The sequence below is a fragment of the Halomonas sp. 11-S5 genome (assembly GCF_029889825.1).
Classification (GTDB): domain Bacteria; phylum Pseudomonadota; class Gammaproteobacteria; order Pseudomonadales; family Halomonadaceae; genus Halomonas.
In genome coordinates, this window is record NZ_JARANW010000004.1 from 85,414 (window position 1) to 103,150 (window position 17,737).

Genomic DNA, 17,737 nt, shown 5'->3' on the forward strand with positions numbered 1-17,737 from the left:
TTCCCGAAGCGGAGCCGGCCCGTTACGCTGCCTGCCCCGATACCATCCCGATCCGAAGGAGTGCCCGTGGCCATTTCCCGTTATGCCGACTTGCTGGACGAGGCGCGTGCCCAGTCAGAGCTGCAGCGCCTGTTGTTCGTCTTCACCCGCGCCGAGCTGCCGGACCATCCCAGCGAGGCGCAGCGGCGTCGCTTCGAGCAGGGCGAGGGCGGCGTGCTGACGCCGGTGGTCTGCGTCGACAAGGCCCCGGAGGAGCTCTCCGACATGGCCGCGCTGGTGGAAGAATCCCGGGAGACCGGGGCCGACTGGGACATCGTCTTCGTGGCGGCCCTGGCCGGCGAGGATGCCCAGGCCCAGGCCGAACAGCACCTCAACCGCATGGTCGAGTCGCTCAAGATGGGCAACATCTCCCAGTTCCTGGCCTTCGACCGCCAGGGCGAGGCGGTGGACATCGGCTGACGCCCGCCCCGTGGACCATAGGCTTGAATTATCAGGTCCATGACGCCATTCAATTTACGCTATCAGCGGATACGGTCTACCCTGTATTTTGTATGGCCGTCACTCATTCAACGAAAGTCGAAAGGAGCACTACCGAATGTCGCTGCTGAACACCGAAGTCAAGCCGTTCAAGGCCACTGCCTACCACAATGGCGAGTTCATCGACGTCACCGAGGAGAGCCTGAAGGGCCAGTGGAACATCTTCTTCTTCTATCCGGCCGACTTCACCTTTGTCTGCCCCACCGAGCTGGGTGACCTGGCAGACCACTACGAGACGTTCAAGAAGCTGGGCGTCGAGATCTACAGCGTCTCCACCGACACCCACTTCACCCACAAGGCCTGGCACGACAGCTCCGAGACCATCAACAAGCTGCAGTACCCGATGCTGGCCGACCCGACCCACGCCATCTCGCGCAACTTCGAGGTGCTGATCGAGGATGCCGGTATCGCCGAGCGTGGCACCTTCGTGGTCGACCCCGACGGCAAGATCCAGATCATCGAGCTGAACGCCGGCAACATCGGCCGCAACGCCGAGGAGCTGCTGCGCAAGGTCAAGGCCGCCCAGTACGTGCGCGCCAACCCGAACGAAGTCTGCCCGGCCAAGTGGGAAGAAGGCGAAGCGACCCTGTCTCCGTCCCTGGACCTGGTCGGCAAGATCTAAGCGATCTGCCCCTGCCGGCGAGGCCCTCTCCGGCCTCGCCCGGGTATCCCCTGCCCGGGCCCTGATTCCGGAAGCATGAGCGAACTGGGCCTCCCCGCATGGGACGTCCCGGTCCCCTCATGCCTCCACCCCGACACCCGAACATGAAGGAATGTCGCTGTCATGTTGGACGACAATCTGAAAAGCCAGCTCAAAGCCTATCTGGAAAAGGTCACCCAGCCCTTCGAGATCGTCGCGTCCCTCGATGACGGCGACAAGTCCAAGGAACTGCACGGCCTGCTCACCGATATCGTCGGCCTGACCGACAAGATCTCCCTGAGGCTCGATGGCCAGGACGCGCGCCGTCCCTCCTTCGCGCTCAATCGCCCCGGCGAGGAGACCGGCCAGCGTCACGAAACCGGCGTCGTCTTCGCCGGCCTGCCCATGGGCCACGAGTTCACCTCCCTGGTGCTGGCGCTGCTGCAGGTGGGTGGCCATCCGCCCAAGGCCTCGGATGAGGTGGTCGAGCAGATCAAGGGCCTCGAGGGTGAGCTCCATTTCGAGACCTACTTCTCGCTTTCCTGCCAGAACTGTCCTGACGTGGTCCAGGCGCTCAACCTGATGGCGATCCTCAATCCGGGCGTCCACCACGTGGCCATCGACGGCGCGCTGTTCAAGGACGAGGTGGAAGAGCGCGAGATAATGTCGGTGCCCAGCGTCTACCTCAACGGTGAACCCTTCGACCAGGGGCGCATGAGCCTGGAGCAGATCCTGGCCAAGGTGGATACCGGGGCCGCCGAGTGCGAGGCTGCCAAGCTGGGCGAGAAGCCGGTCTTCGATACCCTGATGATCGGTGGCGGCCCGGCCGGTGCCGCGGCGGCGGTCTATGCCGCGCGCAAGGGCATCCGCACCGGCGTCGCCGCCGAGCGTTTCGGCGGCCAGGTGCTCGACACCCTGGGCATCGAGAACCTCATCTCCGTGCCTCGCACCGAGGGCCCCAAGCTGGCCGCGGCGCTGGAAGAGCACGTCAAGGAGTATGAGGTCGACATCATGAACCTGCAGCGGGCGGTCAAGCTGGTGCCCGGCCGGCCCGGCGAGGAGCACGAGGTGCAGTTCGAATCCGGCGCCAGCCTCAAGAGCAAGACCCTGGTGCTGGCCACCGGCGCCCGCTGGCGCGAGACAGGCGTGCCCGGCGAGGCCGAGTACCGCAACAAGGGCGTGGCCTACTGCCCCCACTGCGACGGCCCGCTGTTCAAGGGCAAGCGCGTGGCGGTGATCGGCGGCGGCAACTCCGGCGTCGAGGCGGCCATCGACCTGGCCGGCATCGTGGGTCATGTCACCCTGATCGAGTTCATGGATGAGATGCGCGCCGACGCGGTGCTGCAGAAGAAGCTGCGCAGCCTGCCCAATGTGGAGATCATCCTCGGCGCCCGCACTACCGAGGTGAACGGCGACGGCACGCGCGTCAATGGCCTGACCTTTGAAGAGCGCGCCAGCGGCGAGATCAGGAAGGTCGAGCTGGAGGGCGTGTTCGTGCAGATCGGCCTGGTGCCCAACACCGAGTGGCTGCAGGACTCGCCCATCGAGCTCTCCGAGCGCGGCGAGATCGTGGTCGATGCCCACGGCATGACCTCGGTGCCCGGCATCTTCGCCGCCGGCGACGTGACCACCGTGCCCTACAAGCAGATCGTCATCGCCATGGGCGAGGGCTCCAAGGCGGCCCTGGGCGCCTTCGATTACATCATTCGCCACTGACTCACCGCCCTGGGCGTCGCCGATGCCCGGCCCGGAGGATTGCGTCACCCCCTCGCGCTTGGGATAGTGGTGCTCCCCGCACCGATTGCCGGGGAGGAGACCGACAAGCACTGACAAGGAGCCGCCGATGTCGAGCTGTGCGCGAGTCGCGGGGCACTGCGGCCGCTGCGAAGGGGAGCTGCCCTTCGACTTCACCATGGCCTTCCAGCCGATCGTCGATGTGGACGCGGCGCGGATCACCACCTACGAGGCGCTGGTGCGGGGGCCGGCGGGGGAGTCGGCCTGGAGTGTCCTCGCCCAAGTCACCGACGACCTGCTCTACCGCTTCGACCAGGCGTGCCGGGTGCGGGCCATCGAGATGGCCAGCGCGCTGGGCATGCGCGAGAACCTGTCGATCAACTTCCTGCCCAATGCGGTCTATGAGCCCGAGGCCTGCATCCAGGCGACCCTGGACGTCTCGGCCCGGGTCGGCTGGCCCACCGAGCGCATCGTCTTCGAGATCACTGAGACCGAACGGGTCCGTGACCGTCAGCACCTGCGCGGCATCATCGAGGCCTATCGCGCCATGGGCTTCGCCACGGCGCTGGACGACTTCGGCAACGGCTACGCCAACCTGGACCTGCTCACCGACCTCACCCCCGACCGCCTAAAGGTCGACCGTGAACTGATCATGGGTTGCGACGGCGACCGTCGCCGCCAGGTCCTGCTGCAAGCCGTGAAGTCACTGGCCGACGAGCTCGACATCCTGCTTATCGCCGAAGGCGTGGAGACCCGGGAGGAGGCACTATGGCTGGTGCGGGCCGGCATCACCCGCCAGCAGGGCTACTTCCATGCGCGGCCGGCGGTGGCCGCGCTGGCCGAGGACCTGGGGCCTGCGCTGGCCGCGCTGCGCGACGCTAGCCGTCGCCAGGGCGCCTGAGACGACCTCGGCCGGCCAACGGGCTCGCCTCAAGCTGCTGATCTCGCTGCACTATATACGAATACGGCACTGCGTGTTCAGCCCCCTGCCGCGTCGCAGAGGCGGCGCAGGCGTTCGATCGCCTCGTCGGCGCCCTCCAGGCCGAAGACCATGAACCAGGGATCGTCCTCGCCGCGCATCATGCGTAGGCGCAGCAGCTCCCCCTCGGCCATCTCCTCGAGCAGCAGGTCCAGCTCGGGGAGCGCGAAGCGCACGTAGAAGCCATCGTCGCCGCGTTCGGTGACGAAGGCGGCACTACCGCTGTGGATGGTCGCCTGATCGACGCGCAGGTCGGCAGGCACCCGGTTCACTGTGGTGCTCTCTGACTGGTTCTCGGCGAGCGCCACGCGCAGCTCCAGCCACGGCAGGTCGCAGGCCCCGGCGCTGGCGTTGACGCTGAAGATGGCGTCGCTGTAGCTCTGCTGGTCGATGGCGCGGAAGTGGCGCTCCTCGCCCAGCGACAGAACCAGGGAGTGCCAGCCGCCATGGGCCTGGACGTCGCCGGTGTTGTAGTCGGTGGCCGACACCGTCCCGGCCAGGGCCAGGCAGAGCGGCAGCAGCAGAAGCGGGGCGAGACGGGAGAGGCGGGGCATGGCGTAGGGCTTTCTCGGGCCGACGATGCGCCGAGGCTAGCACGGTGGCCAAGGGCTGTCCTGCCCCGGTGCCCGGGCCCTCGTCAGTCGTGGTCGGGCATGCCGCCCATGCCCTGGTCGACATCGCCACCCAGCTCGCCGCGGCCCAGGCGACCCAGCAGGTCGAGGGTGATGTCGTCATAGACCACCAGCTCGCCGCCGTGCGCCTCGCGGAACGCCTCGGCGTCGGCCTGTTCGGCAAACGACGCCAGGGTGTGGCCCATGCTGCCGCGCCGGTCGTGGCCCACCACGTACCAGGCATCGCTGGCCAGGATGAAGGCCTCGTCCGAGGGCTTGCCCCAGGACGTCACCCCGATGTCGTGGACATAGGCGTGGGAGAGGCGGGTCTCGTTCTCGGGCTGCTTGAGGAAGGCGAAGAGGTTCATGGTCACGCTCGGCGCGCATGGCGCAACATCGACGCTCTCGAAGGCATAACCGAGGAGTTCGTCACCGGCGCGCACCTCGCTCACCGGCCACTGAGACTCCGCCGCTGCAAGGCGCTCGGCGCCGGGGAAACCCTCGCAGACCTGCTCCAGCTCCAGGGCGTGGAGTACCGGAGTGGTCAGCAGGAGCAGCAGGCCGGCGACGCCGGCTGGCCGAGGCTGTGGTGCGGGCATGGCGAGGTCCTTGTGGGCGTGAACCTGGGCGCGGGCCGGCATCGCGGCCGCCATCCATCGGGGCAGGCCGGCTTGAGGGCCGGCCGGGGGTCAGGGCTGGAGGCTGGCGTAGTAGGCGGCGATGTCGGCGATATCCTCATCCGAGAGCGCCTGGGCCTGGGGAGTCATTATCGCGGACATGCCGCCACCGCGCTGGCCTTCGCGGTACGCCTTCATGGCGCTCTCCAGATAGGCGGCGGACTGGCCGGCCAGGTTTGGATAGATCGGCGCGGTGCCCTTGCCGTCGGTGCCGTGGCAGGCGGCGCAGGCGGTGATCTTGCCCTTGCCGGCCTCCGGGTCACCGGCGGCCTGGGCGTCCATGGCCAGGAAGGCGCTGCCCAGCAGGGCGGCGACGAATAGTGACTTCATAACACACCTCCTAAATGCATCTTTAAGTGCTTGAAAAAGCCCGAGTCGGGCAACGGCCGCGCCGGGCGATTGAGGCCATGATGCCAGCCGTCGCCCGGGCGAGGCTTGACGTGCGTCATCTACAGGCTAGACACCTGGCAGCGACTCGGCCCGTCGATTCAGATCCCCGCCCACCAACGATAGCCACGATCTTCCCAGTAGCCCCCCGGTAACGATCGGCGCAGTGGAAGACCACGAAGCGCGCCTCGTCGCGTACCCCCACTCGGGCCAGCAGCTCGCCGAGGGAGAAGGCCCCCGGCCGCTCGACCAGGCCGTCGACCTCGAGGCGCCAGTCGCGGAAGTCGTTGGCGGCCAGCTTCAGGTAGACAGTGCCAGCCACGCCTCGATGGTCGCCAACCTGTCCCATGACTTTCGCACCCCGCTGACCTCGCTGCGCGGCTATGTCGAGCAGCTGCTGGAGCGCGAGGAGGCGTCCCCCGGGGAGCGGCGACGGGCGCTGGGCGCGATCCTCGACAACGCCGATCGCCTGACGCGGCTGGCCCAGCAGCTGTCGACCCAGGCCCGGCTCGATGCCAATGACCGGCCATTGCAGTGCGAGCCGTTCTCGCTGGCGGAGCTCGCCCACGACATCGTCGGCAAGTTCCAGCACCAGGCCCGCCAGTCGGGGATCATCCTCGAGGTGATCGGGGAACCCTCGTTGCCCTGGGTCGAGGCGGATCTCGGCCTGATCGATCGCGCCTTGTCGAACCTGGTCGAGAACGCCTTGCACGCGACCCCGGCCGGGGGGCGGGTCCGGCTCGAACTCGAGGCGATGGCCGAGGGCGTCAGGTTGGCGGTCGCCGACAGCGGGATCGGTATCGCCGCCGAGGAGGTGCCGCTGGTGACCCAACGGTTCTATCGCACCCGGGGCAGCCCGGCACGGGGCGAGGGCTCGGGGCTAGGCCTGTCCATCGTGCGCGAGATCTGCGAGCGCCACGGCACCCTCCTGGCCATCGACAGCCGCCAGGGGGAGGGCACCCGGATCAGCCTGCTGTTGCCCTATGTTTTAGAGTGAGGGGCCTGAGCGGCCGGTGGGGCCGGGTCCTCGATCTTCAGCAGCTGGATCAGCCCGGCACGCTGCGGGCCGAGCAGGTCGGCCAGGGTGTAGTGGTCGAGCACGGCAAGAAAGGCGGCAAGTGCCTCGGCCAGGATCGGCTTGAGCCGACAGGCGGGGGTGATGATGCACTCGTTGTCGTCGCCGAAGCACTCCACCAGGGCCAGGTCACGCTCGGTGTCGCGTACCAGCTCGCCCAGCGGGATCGTCTCCGGGGCGCGCTTGAGCAGCAGGCCGCCGTTCTTGCCACGAATGGAGATGATGTAGCCGCGGTGGTTGAGGTCCTGCACCACCTTCATCAGGTGGTTGCGGGAGATCTCGAAGCGTTCGGCGATCTCGGTGATGGTCGAGCGCTGCTCGCCCTTGACGGCCAGGTAGATCAGCACGCGCAGCGAATAGTCGGTGAATCGGGTCAGGTGCATGGGTGTCCCGGCGCGTCGGACGCCTCGCAAGGCGTGGTAAGAAAACAAATAATTCTAACATCATGCCTGTCAGGTTTGATTCGTGACTGTGGCATTCGGTCGCGTGGCGACCGTTGGCGTACGATTGGCATGGCTATCCCTAAGATGTAATTTATATGCATGTTATGGTTCGTTGCCAGTGATGCAGGTCAAGCCGCCGGCACCCGCCGGCCTGACCGGCGTTCCGCCTGGTCGCTGTTCTTTCCGCTCGCCGCCCCGCCGGCTGGCGCTGCCCCTGGCCGACCTCCCGGCGCTGTGGGGCGCCTGCTACCTCGACTTGATCTGGGTCAGCTACCCCTTGAAGGGTACCGACGCGCCTGGTCATGGCTGGCATAATTCGCCCATGCGGTGGCGGCACCGGCCGCCGCCTTACGGTTCCAGAGGCTCGATTCGATCATGCAAGACACCCTGCCGTTCATCCGCTCCCTGGTCGAGAAATACGACCGCCCGGGGCCGCGCTATACCTCCTATCCCACGGCGCCGCAGTTCCAGGCGGCCTTCGCCGAGGACGACTATCGTGCCGCCGCCTCTCGCAGCAACCGGGCCGCGGCGCCCAAGCCGCTGTCGGCCTATGTGCACATCCCGTTCTGCGAGAGCCTCTGCTACTACTGCGCCTGCAACAAGATCATCACCCACAACCGCGAGCGAGCCGCGGAGTACCTCGCCTGGCTCAAGCGCGAGGTCGAGCTCCAGGGGGCGCTGTTCGATGATTCGCGGCGCATGACCCAGCTGCATCTGGGCGGTGGCACCCCCACCTACTTGAGCAATGACCAGCTCGGCGAGCTGATGACGGCGCTGGATGCCGCCTTCCACTTCGCCGCGCCCGAGGCGCGGGAATTCTCCCTGGAGGTGGACCCGCGCACCGTGACCCCCGAGCAGATCCACGAGCTCCATGCCCTGGGGTTCAACCGCCTGAGCTTCGGCGTGCAGGACTTCGACGCCAGGGTCCAGGAGGCGGTCAACCGCGTCCAGAGCGAGGCCCAGGTGGTGGAACTGGTGAGCGCGGCCCGCGAGGCCGGCTTCCAGTCGGTGAGCGTCGACCTGATCTACGGTCTGCCGCTGCAGACCGTAGCGAGCTTCGATGCCACCCTGGACAAGATCATCAGACTGCGCCCGGACCGCATCGCCGCCTACAGCTATGCCCACCTGCCAGAGCTGTTCAAGGCCCAGCGGCTGATTCGCCCCGAGGACATGCCGCCGCCGGAGCGCAAGATCGAGCTGCTGGAGCTGACCATCCGTCGCCTCACCGAGGCCGGCTATGCCTATATCGGCATGGACCATTTCGCTTTGCCCGAGGACGAGCTCTCGCTGGCGAAGGAGAACGGCACCCTGCAGCGCAACTTCCAGGGCTACTCGACGCATGCCGACTGCGACCTGATCGGCCTGGGGAATACCGCCATTGGCAAGGTGGGCGACAGCTACAGCCAGAACGTCAAGGAGACGGCTCAGTATCAGGCGCGCCTCGAGGCGGGACGGCTGCCGGTGATGCGCGGTTACCGCCTGAACGCCGATGACCTGCTGCGACGCGATGTGATCAACGCCCTGATGTGCCATGGCCGCATCGACTTCGCCGCGATCGAGGCGGATCACGATATCGACTTTCGCAACTATTTTGCCGACGCACTCGCCGAGCTGGAAGAGATGGCGGACGACGGCTTGCTGGCGATCGATGACGGGAGCATCGCGGTACTGCCGGCCGGGCGGTTGATGATGCGCAACGCCGCCATGGCCTTCGATGCCTACCTGGGCCACGGTCCGGGACGCTACTCGCGCACCGTCTAAGCCCCGATCACCTGCCGACACGACACGGCGCCCCGAGGGGCGCCGTGTCGCATTAGATGGAAGTCGAGCGGCGGCGGGCTCAGACGACGCCCTGCTCGATCATGGCATCAGCTACCTTGCGGAAGCCGGCGATGTTGGCGCCCAGCACCAGGTTGGTGGGGTCGTCAAACTCCTCGGCGGTCTCGGCGCACTGGCGGTGGATATTGGCCATGATCTCCTTGAGCCTGGTGTCCACCTTCTCCAGCGGCCACTGCTCCATGCTGCTGTTCTGGGCCATCTCCAGCTGGCTGGTGGCCACACCGCCGGCATTGGCCGCCTTGCCGGGGCCGTAGGCGGCCTTCGCGGCCAGGAAGCGGTCCACGGCCGCGGCAGTGGAGGGCATGTTGGCCCCCTCGCTGATGCAGGTCACGCCATTGCCCAGCAGGGCCTCGGCATCGGCCTCGGTCAGCTCGTTCTGGGTGGCACAGGGGAAGGCCACGTCGCCTTCGATGCGCCAGACCGCATGGCCGTCGGCCGGGTAGTCGCCGACCGGCAGGTAGCGCGCCTCGGGATGCGTCTCCAGGTAGGCCTCCAGCGAGACGCGCTTGACCTCCTTGAGCTCCTTGAGTAGGTCGAGATCGATGCCGCGGGCGTGATGGAGGGTGCCCCGGGAGTCCGAGCAGGTGATGGGGATCGCGCCGAGCTCATAGAGCTTCTCGATGGTGTAGATGGCCACGTTGCCGGCACCGGAGACCAGGCAGGTCTTGCCCTCCAGGGTCTCGCCGCGGGCCTCGAGCATGTTCTCGGCGAAGTAGACAGCACCGTAGCCGGTGGCTTCCTTGCGCCCGATGGAGCCGCCCCAGTTGAGGCTCTTGCCGGTCAGCACGCCCTCGTAACGGCCGGTCAGGCGCTTGTACTGGCCGTAGAGGAAGCCGATCTCGCGGGCCCCCACGCCGATATCGCCGGCCGGCACGTCGGTGGTCGGGCCGATGTGGCGATAGAGCTCACTCATGAAGGCCTGGCAGAAGCGCATGATCTCGCCGTCCGACCGGCCCTTGGGCTCGAAGTCCGACCCGCCTTTGCCGCCGCCGATGGACAGCCCGGTCAGGGCATTCTTGAAGATCTGCTCGAAGCCCAGGAACTTGATGGTGCCCGAGGTGACGCTGGGGTGGAAACGCAGCCCACCTTTGTAGGGGCCGAGGGCGGAATTGAACTGGACGCGGTAGCCCTTGTTGACCTGCACCTTGCCGGCGTCGTCGGTCCAGCAGACGCGGAACATGATCTGGCGTTCCGGCTCGACAATGCGCTCGATGATGTTGTGGTCGAGGTAGTGGGGGCTGTGCTCGAAGAGCGGGCGCAGGCACTCCAGTACCTCCTCCGCGGCTTGGTAGAATTCGGTCTGGGCCGGGCTGCTCTTGCGTAGGGCCTCGAGGGTATCGTGGACGTAGGGCATGGGAAGGTTCCTGTGCGGTCGAAACGGGTCAGCTGCACTATAAGGCAATGCACCATTATGCAGCAACTGCATGGGCCATGCGGAGAATAGACATGATGTTGAGCCTAAAACCTTCAAAAGTGCGAAAATTGTGCACCAGATTAATCCATTAGATTATATTCATAGATTGTGGTTCAACGAAGATGCACGGGCCAAAGGCGCGCGGAAGATGTGCGCCTCCTCGCATCGGCCCGCCGTGTCGGCATCGCCACAGCGAGCGGAGCGGCGCATCACCGGCGCGGCGGCGCTCTGGGCGGCGTGGTGACATTTTTTGCACATCTTGTGCTTGAGTCTGGCCAGTGGTCTATATATGGTACTGGCCCAGCGGGATCCACGGTGCCGGCGACGGCTTGACGCACGTCAGTGCAGGCGGTTTAGATGGCCCCTAGGATGAGCGGTTCGGCGGCCCAGCCGCGTCGACGTCATCAGGAGAACCTTCATGTCCCTGCCCCTACCGTCACTGTCGCTTCCGCGCCCGCCCGTGCCGAGCCGTCTGATCCGCACCCTGGACCCCTGCGTGCCCCTGGCCGTCAAGCGGCGGCTGGTGGAGCCGGTTCTCAACCGCACCTTCGCCGAGCCGCTGGAGGAGGGCGAGTTCGATGCCCTGGAAGGGCGCCGGATCAGCCTGGCCATCGAGGACCTCGGCGTGACGCTGACACTGAGCCTCGAGGCGCAGCGCCTGGTGCTCTGCCGCGAGCCGGGCGAGGCCACCATCCGCGGCGGCTGGCGCGAGTTTTTATGTCTCGCCACCCGGCGCGAGGATCCCGACAGCCTGTTCTTCCAGCGTCGCCTGCTAATTGAGGGCGACACCGAGCTGGGCCTGACGGTCAAGAACCTCCTCGACGGTCGCGAGGAAGGGCTGGCTCAGGGTCCCTTCGGCGAACTGCTGTTCCGCCTGGAGCGACTGGCGCAACGCAGCATCTAACATATTGTCAATGTTCTTCTTCCGGAGCCATCTGAATGAGCACTTCCACCAAGGCCGTCAAGACCTCCAACGAGGTGCCGCTGCAGGTGCCGTCCCGCGACATCTGGGACGCCAAGTATCGCCTCAAGGATCGTCACGGCCATCCCGTGGACAAGGACGTCACCGCCACCTGGGATCGCGTGGCACGGGCCCTGGCGGCCGTGGAGGGCGACAAGGCCGAGGCGTGGCTGCCGAAGTTCCGCTGGGCGCTGGAGAATGGGGCCATCCCGGCCGGGCGGATCATGTCCAATGCCGGCGCCGAGGCCTACAAGCCGGCGGTGAGCCTGATCAACTGCACCGTCTCGCGCACCATCCGCGACTCCATGCAGGACATCCTCGACTCGGTGGTGGATGCCGGCATGACCCTCAAGGCGGGCTGCGGCATCGGCTACGAATTTTCTACCCTTCGCCACAAGGGGGCCTTCGTGTTCGGCGCCGGCGCCGGCACCAACGGCCCGCTGGCGTTCATGGATATCTACGACAAGATGTGCTTCACGGTGGCCTCGGCGGGCGGGCGCCGTGGCGCCCAGATGGGCACCTTCGACGTCGGCCATCCCGACGTCCGTCAGTTCATCGAGGCCAAGCGCGAGGCGGGCCGGCTGCGCCAGTTCAACCTCAGCCTGCTGATCACCGACGAGTTCATGGAGGCGGTCAAGCACGATGCCGACTGGCCGCTGGCCTTCCCGCTCCACGAGGGCGAGAAGGACGATGTCGAGGCGAGCGAGCTGATCTACCGCGACTGGCCGGTGATCGAGGAGGGCTATACCGTTGATGACGAGGGGCGTGTGGCCTGTCGGATCGTCGAGGTGATCAAGGCCCGCGAGCTGTGGGACACCATCATGGCCTCGACCTACGACTTCGCCGAGCCGGGCTTCATCCTGATCGACCAGGTCAACCGCATGAACAACAACTGGTTCTGCGAGGAGATCCGCGCCACCAACCCGTGCGTGACGGCGGATACGTGGGTGCAGACCACGGAAGGACCGCGCCAGGTTGCGCAGCTTATTGGCCGCTCCTTTGACGCCGTGATCGATGGCAAGGCCTACCCCAGCGGGCCGGAGGGGTTCTTCCAGACTGCGACCAAGCCGGTGATTCGGCTGTACACGGCCGAAGGCTACAACCTCAAGCTGACTGCTGATCATCGCGTCCGGCGGGTATCGGCCTTTACGCGTTATCGCACCGAGACAGAATGGTGTGCCGCGGGAGAACTCCAGGCAGGTGATCGGGTGTTGCTCAACGACCATCGTGATGCCTCAGATTGGGACGGCAAGCTCGATGAGGCCAAGGGCTACCTCCTGGGACTGCTGGTCGGCGATGGCACGCTCAAGGACGACAAGGCCATCCTTTCTGTTTGGCCACAGGCCGCCGTGGCCAATGGCAGCGACGGTGCAATGAACGAGGGTGTGCGTGCCGTCATGGCCCTGGCAGAAAAGGCGGCCAGGAGCCTGCCGCATCGTGCAGACTTCTCAGGCTGGCAGAAGGTCAGTGGTCGCGACGAGTACCGTCTGTCCACAGCCTCACTGCGAAATCTGGCGCGCGAGATGGGGATGCAGCCTGGTAACAAGGCGATCACACCTGAGCTAGAGCAGGCGTCTTCGAGCGGTTATGTCGGTTTCCTGCGTGGCTTCTTCGATGCGGATGGTTCTGTTCAGGGGAGTCAAGTGAAAGGCGTCAGTGTGCGTCTGGCGCAGTCTGACCTGCCTCGCCTCGAAGCCGTACAGCGCATGTTGCAGCGTTTCGGCATCATCTCCATGCTTTATCAGGACAGGCGCAATGCCGCCAAGCGCGACCTGCCCGATGGCAAGGGCGGTCATCGTGGATACGAGACGCTACCTCAGCACGAGTTGGTGATCAGTGGTGCCAACCTTGAGCGTTTTTCTGCGCGTATTGGCTTCGGAGACAGTGACAAGCAGGATCACCTTGACACCCTGCTGGACGGGTACCAGCGCCAACTGAATCGCGAGCGCTTCGTGGCCCGGGTCGTGGGTCATGAAGATGCGGGTGTCGAAGAGGTTTATGATGTTCAGGTACCCGGCATCAATACTTTTGATGCTAACGCTTTTCATGCTCATAATTGTGGTGAGCAACCATTGCCGCCCGAGGGCGCCTGCTTGCTCGGCTCGGTGAACCTGACCCGCTTCGTCATCGACCCCTTTGGCAAGAAGCCGCGCTTCGACTGGGAGCGCTACCGTCAGGTGGTGGCGATCTTCACCCGCATGCTCGACAACGTGGTGGAGATCAGCAGCCTGCCGCTGCCCGGCCAGCGCCGCGAGATCGAGGCCAAGCGCCGCCACGGCATGGGCTTTTTGGGCCTGGGCTCGACCCTGACGATGCTCAAGATTCCCTACGGCTCGCCGGAGTCACTGGCCTTTACCGAAGAGGTGAGCCGCAACCTGGCCTTGGAGGGCTGGAAGCAGGCGCTGGAGCTTGCCCGCGAGAAGGGCGTGGCGCCGGCACTGGCCGAGGACTACGCGATCACCCCGCGGATGATGCGCGAGCGCCCCGAGCTCAAGCAGGACGGCTACGAGGTGGGTGACAAGGTGCCCGGCCGCATCCTGCACGCTCGCTACAGCCGCTACATGCAGAAGGTCGCCGAGGTAGAACCGGAGCTGGTGTCTCAGCTCGCCGAGCACGGCGCGCGCTTCACCCACCACAGCTCGATCGCTCCCACCGGTACCATCTCGCTGTCGCTGGGCAACAATGCCTCCAACGGCATCGAGCCGTCCTTCTCGCACCGCTATTTCCGCAACGTCATCCAGTCGGGCAAGAAGACCAAGGAGCAGGTCGAGGTGGTCTCCTTCGAGCTGGCGGCCTATCGCCACTTCATCGCCGCCGACGCCGTGGAGAGCGACCTGCCCGACTACTTCATCACCGCCGACGCGGTGAGCCCCAAGCAGCACGTGGCGGTGCAGGCGGCGGCCCAGGGGTGGGTCGACTCGGCCATCTCCAAGACGGTGAACGTGCCCACCGAGTTCGCCTTTGATGAGTTCAAGGACCTCTACCTCGACGCCTACACCAGCAAGCTCAAGGGCTGCACCACCTTCCGCTTCAACCCGGAAGCCTTCCAGGGCGTGCTGGTACGCGAGGACGACCTCAAGAACACCACCTACGTCTTCGAGCTGGAGAACGGCGAGACCGTGGAGCTGGCCGGCGACGAGAAGGTCATCTACGACGGCGAGGAGCACAACGCGGCGAACCTCTATGACGGGCTCAAGGAAGGCACCTATGGCAAGTGGTAATAATGGCACTTGCCGGATCAGCCCCGAGCGATGGATGCCCAGTGCCAATCAACAACTTTCCGGAGGAGCCGCCTGATGGCCGTCGAGATCAATTCCAAGATCGTGTCCTACAGCGTCAAGAAGGCGGTGGAAGAGCCGCCCCTGGCCGAGGAGAACCCGCTCACGGTGCGCATTCCCTCGCGCCCTGAAGGCACCCTGGAGGCCGTGTCGGAGAAGATATCCTACGTCGGCGCCGAGGGGCGCAAGAAGGTCTACCTGCTGGTGTCGTTCATGCCGGTGGAGGGCGTGCTGGGCGGCAAGCGGGTGGTGATCGAGCGTCCGGTGGAGTTCTTCTTCCCCTCCGGCCAGCTCTCCAGCGAGCACCAGTGGATCACCGCTACCATGCGCAGCCTCTCGCTTGCCGCTCGGGGCGGTTACGTCACCCAGGCGGTGGCCGACCTGCGCAAGGTGGCCTGGGACAAGGGCCTGGTGCGCTGCGGTATGAACCGCTGGGGCAAGCCGATGTTCCATGACTCCGAGGTCGCGGCCATCGCCTGGTCGATCCAGCAGATCCTTTACCGCCGTGGCTTCCTCGACCAGGATGGCAACCAGGTGCCGGTGGAGAAGCTGGTCAGCCGCTATGCCCAGCGTCTGGCCAGCGGCCATCCCTGGCAGCCGCCTACTCCCGAGGAGATCGAGCAGGCCGAGCGTAAGGCCCAGCATGCCGATCATGCCAAGGGTGACGGCCCCACCGTGGTGGGCCACTGCCCCGAGTGCAACGGTGAGCTGATCATGATGGATGGCTGCCCCACCTGTTACGCCGGCTGCGGCTGGTCCAAGTGTGGATAAGAGAGCTCGAGCAAGGCGCTGTGGATAAGTCGGGCCGGCCGAGCTGACCCCGCCCTTATGGCCATGGAGATGCCCCGGGTCGCTTGCGCGTCCTGGGGCGTCTGCGTTGGGGCAAGCCGCCATGGTGGCTCAGGGGCATGGGGTCAATAGACGTCCTCACGATAGCGCCCCTGGGCCTTGAGCGTTGCGACGTCCATGCCAAGCGGTGCAATGACCTCGTCCATCGCCGCCATGACGCTTGCTGCCATATCCCGGCCGCCGCAGACCAGGATCTGTGCGCCCTTCTCGATCAATCGGCGTAGTTGCGCCGCATCCACGGAGATCTTGTCCTGAACATAGGCGCTATCGCTGACGCGGGAGAAGACGGCATTCAGCTCTGTCAGCCGCCTGTCCTCCATATAGGTGTTCAGTTCAGGTTCATAGAGGAAGTCGGACTGTGGACTACGGCCGCCCCAATAGAGGTGCATGGGGTGACGCGACCTGTTGTGACGGATGAAGCCGACCAACGGCCCGATCCCGGTGCCCGCGCCGATCAGCACCACCGGCGCCTTGCCGGCGGCAGGGCGAAAGTCCGGGTTGGGCTGGATGAAGGCCTCGATCGTACCGCCTACCGGCAGCGCATGGAGGAAGCTCGAACACAGGCCACCAGGATGATGACGCACGCAGATCTCCAGGGTGCCATCCTTCGAGGCGGAAGCCAGCGAATAGAAGCGCGGCACGTGGCTGTCCGGCGGCAGGATGCCGACCAGGTCGCCGGCCTCGAAAGGCGGCAGGCCGGTTCGCCCCAGCAAACGGTTCAGCAGGCTGGGCTGGCTACCGTTCTCGGGCGCCATGAAGCGCAACACGGCAGTGGGAGCCTGCACGTCGGCGCCGTAATCCACCCGCTCGCCGAGTTTCAGGGTGGTGGTGTGGGGACGAGTGGGGGTGTGGATCAGTGTCAGCTCGGTACTGATCGCCTTGCTCACCGCGTCTCCCCAGCGGGTGAACGCCTGCGGTGATTGCTGGTTGATGGTGTCGAGCGGCAGCAGCTGTGGCCAACCCTTGGCGGCGAGCGCCGCCTCGACCTCTTTCGCGAACCCACAGAACCGGGGGAATTGCCGGTCACCGAAGCCCAGCACGGCAACCGGGAGGTCGGGCGTGTTGGACATCTTCTCGAGCCGTGCCAGGAACCGGCTGGCCGAGGCCGGCGCATCGCCATCCCCGTAGGTCGCAGTGAGGATGAACAGCCGTTTCGCGCCGCGATAGCCGGAGGCCAGCTGGTTCATGGGAGCGGTATGCACGCGGTGGCCCTTCCGCGCCAGGCTGTCGTGCAGCGTCCTGGCGAAGCCCCAGGTCGTGTTGCCTTCGCTGCCGACGAGGATGATGCTGTCCGCGGCGTTTGGCCCGCTGTTGGCGGCGAGCTTGGGTTTCGACTGCTGGCGCTTCCACCAGATTATCGGACCTGTCACGGCCATCACCGGCACCGTCAGGGAGGCCAGGCCGAGGATGACGCCAAGCCACCAGAGACCTTCGCCGGTGTGAAGCATATAGATGAACTCATAGAGCCTGTGGGTCGCATCATGGGGTTGGTAGGAGAGCCACTCGCCGCTGGCCTGGTCGATATAACCGGCGCCTTGATCGGTACTCAGTGAGTACATGTCCGTGGGATCGTTCGGATAGGGGTAGACCAACTCCCGCAGGTCGTTGAGGTCGGTTGCCTTCAAGGCCGAAAGGGTGTCGACGGCGGCGGGGGGACCCCCGCTCACCTCCATCGGGAATTCGGGCTCGGCCGCCACGCCCTCCGGAGCCAGGCCGAAGGTGGTGGCGGAGAGGTAGGATGCGGTCAGCCCCGACAGAAGCAGGCCGAGCATCGCTGCTCTACCGAGCTCGATGTGCAGTCGCTGGCTCAGGGTGCCGCGCACCGGACGCAGCAGCTGGCGCCATCCACCCAGGCGAGCGGCCAGCAGCAGCGCACCGGAGATCGCCAGCACCACCATCGCCAGCGCCATGATGCCTGCCACCGCGCGACCGGGCATATCGAGCAGCAGTGAGCGGTGCAGGTTCTTCACCCAGGCCGAGAATGATGACGGTTCATAGGCGGCGATGGATTGCCCGGTGCGCGGATCCACCCGATCGGCCCCCATCTGGCCGTCTCGGGTGTAATAGACGATCAGGGTGCCCGAGGGCGTGCGCTCGATCTGATCGACCCCCGGGTAATGCTCCGCCACCTTGCCTGCCAATTCGGCGACGCTGATCTGCCCGGTGGCGGGAACTACGGACCCCGCCCGCTCGAGCGCCGGGTTGAGCGACAGGATCGCCCCGGTCACCGAGAGAACGATGACGAACAGCGCCGCGATCAGGCCGGGCAGCGAATGAAACTGGCGTAGCATGGTAGCTGTGCTCCTCGATCAA

The 17,737-nt window shown here is 65.8% G+C and carries 15 protein-coding genes; 9 read left to right on the forward strand and 6 right to left on the reverse strand.

Features of this window, described 5'->3' with window-relative positions; all coding sequences use genetic code 11:
- Window positions 1–66: 66 nt before the first annotated feature.
- The 4 genes from OP497_RS04705 (at window position 67) to OP497_RS04720 (ending at window position 3,812) form a co-directional block, all read left to right on the forward strand.
- Window positions 67–459, forward strand: a complete 393-nt coding sequence (locus OP497_RS04705) for a ribonucleotide reductase subunit alpha (RefSeq protein ID WP_280546873.1) — start codon at window positions 67–69, stop codon at window positions 457–459.
- Between the two features lie 136 nt (window positions 460–595).
- Window positions 596–1,159 carry an alkyl hydroperoxide reductase subunit C gene (gene ahpC, locus OP497_RS04710; RefSeq protein ID WP_280546874.1) on the forward strand — a complete coding sequence of 188 codons (564 nt, stop codon included), beginning with the start codon at window positions 596–598 and terminating at the stop codon, window positions 1,157–1,159.
- Window positions 1,160–1,321: 162 nt separating this feature from the next.
- Window positions 1,322–2,893 (forward strand): alkyl hydroperoxide reductase subunit F, encoded by a 1,572-nt coding sequence (ahpF, locus tag OP497_RS04715; RefSeq protein ID WP_280546875.1) that lies wholly within the window; start codon window positions 1,322–1,324, stop codon window positions 2,891–2,893.
- Window positions 2,894–3,020: 127 nt separating this feature from the next.
- The gene (locus OP497_RS04720) at window positions 3,021–3,812 is read left to right on the forward strand and encodes an EAL domain-containing protein (protein ID WP_280546876.1); all 792 of its coding nucleotides are present in this window, start codon (window positions 3,021–3,023) and stop codon (window positions 3,810–3,812) included.
- Between the two features lie 77 nt (window positions 3,813–3,889).
- Here OP497_RS04720 and OP497_RS04725 read toward each other — a convergent pair whose 3' ends face one another.
- From OP497_RS04725 to OP497_RS04735, 3 genes are all read right to left on the reverse strand, one after another.
- Entirely contained in the window at window positions 3,890–4,444 is a 555-nt protein-coding gene (locus tag OP497_RS04725) for a hypothetical protein (RefSeq protein WP_280546877.1), read from the reverse strand.
- A gap of 83 nt (window positions 4,445–4,527) precedes the next feature.
- Window positions 4,528–5,100 (reverse strand): nitrous oxide reductase accessory protein NosL, encoded by a 573-nt coding sequence (locus tag OP497_RS04730; RefSeq protein ID WP_280546878.1) that lies wholly within the window; start codon window positions 5,098–5,100, stop codon window positions 4,528–4,530.
- Between the two features lie 90 nt (window positions 5,101–5,190).
- Entirely contained in the window at window positions 5,191–5,508 is a 318-nt protein-coding gene (locus OP497_RS04735; RefSeq protein ID WP_280546879.1) for a cytochrome c, read from the reverse strand.
- Window positions 5,509–5,731: 223 nt separating this feature from the next.
- Here OP497_RS04735 and OP497_RS04740 point away from each other — a divergent pair, with 223 nt between their 5' ends.
- Window positions 5,732–6,562 carry a HAMP domain-containing sensor histidine kinase gene (locus OP497_RS04740; protein ID WP_280546880.1) on the forward strand — a complete coding sequence of 277 codons (831 nt, stop codon included), beginning with the start codon at window positions 5,732–5,734 and terminating at the stop codon, window positions 6,560–6,562.
- Here OP497_RS04740 and OP497_RS04745 read toward each other — a convergent pair.
- Window positions 6,547–7,023 (reverse strand): Rrf2 family transcriptional regulator, encoded by a 477-nt coding sequence (locus tag OP497_RS04745; RefSeq protein ID WP_280546881.1) that lies wholly within the window; start codon window positions 7,021–7,023, stop codon window positions 6,547–6,549. The two genes, OP497_RS04740 and OP497_RS04745, sit on opposite strands and share 16 nt — an antisense overlap.
- A 435-nt stretch (window positions 7,024–7,458) precedes the next feature.
- On the opposite strand from OP497_RS04745, the gene hemN reads away from it, so the two are divergent.
- On the forward strand, window positions 7,459–8,844 hold the full coding sequence (gene hemN / locus OP497_RS04750) for an oxygen-independent coproporphyrinogen III oxidase (protein ID WP_280546882.1): 1,386 nt from the start codon (window positions 7,459–7,461) through the stop codon (window positions 8,842–8,844).
- A gap of 79 nt (window positions 8,845–8,923) precedes the next feature.
- Here the strand turns inward: hemN and gdhA are convergent, their stop codons facing one another.
- On the reverse strand, window positions 8,924–10,276 hold the full coding sequence (gene gdhA / locus OP497_RS04755) for an NADP-specific glutamate dehydrogenase (protein WP_280546883.1): 1,353 nt from the start codon (window positions 10,274–10,276) through the stop codon (window positions 8,924–8,926).
- 478 nt (window positions 10,277–10,754) lie between these two features.
- On the opposite strand from gdhA, the gene OP497_RS04760 reads away from it, so the two are divergent.
- From OP497_RS04760 to OP497_RS04770, 3 genes are all read left to right on the forward strand, one after another.
- Window positions 10,755–11,240 carry an SCP2 sterol-binding domain-containing protein gene (locus OP497_RS04760; protein ID WP_280546884.1) on the forward strand — a complete coding sequence of 162 codons (486 nt, stop codon included), beginning with the start codon at window positions 10,755–10,757 and terminating at the stop codon, window positions 11,238–11,240.
- A gap of 35 nt (window positions 11,241–11,275) precedes the next feature.
- Window positions 11,276–14,518 (forward strand): LAGLIDADG family homing endonuclease, encoded by a 3,243-nt coding sequence (locus tag OP497_RS04765; protein WP_280546886.1) that lies wholly within the window; start codon window positions 11,276–11,278, stop codon window positions 14,516–14,518.
- 75 nt (window positions 14,519–14,593) lie between these two features.
- Window positions 14,594–15,346 carry a ribonucleoside-diphosphate reductase gene (locus OP497_RS04770; protein ID WP_280546888.1) on the forward strand — a complete coding sequence of 251 codons (753 nt, stop codon included), beginning with the start codon at window positions 14,594–14,596 and terminating at the stop codon, window positions 15,344–15,346.
- A gap of 143 nt (window positions 15,347–15,489) precedes the next feature.
- Here OP497_RS04770 and OP497_RS04775 read toward each other — a convergent pair whose 3' ends face one another.
- Window positions 15,490–17,715: a PepSY domain-containing protein gene (locus tag OP497_RS04775; protein ID WP_280546889.1), complete on the reverse strand. Its 2,226-nt coding sequence runs from the start codon at window positions 17,713–17,715 to the stop codon at window positions 15,490–15,492.
- Between the last annotated feature and the right edge of the window lie 22 nt (window positions 17,716–17,737).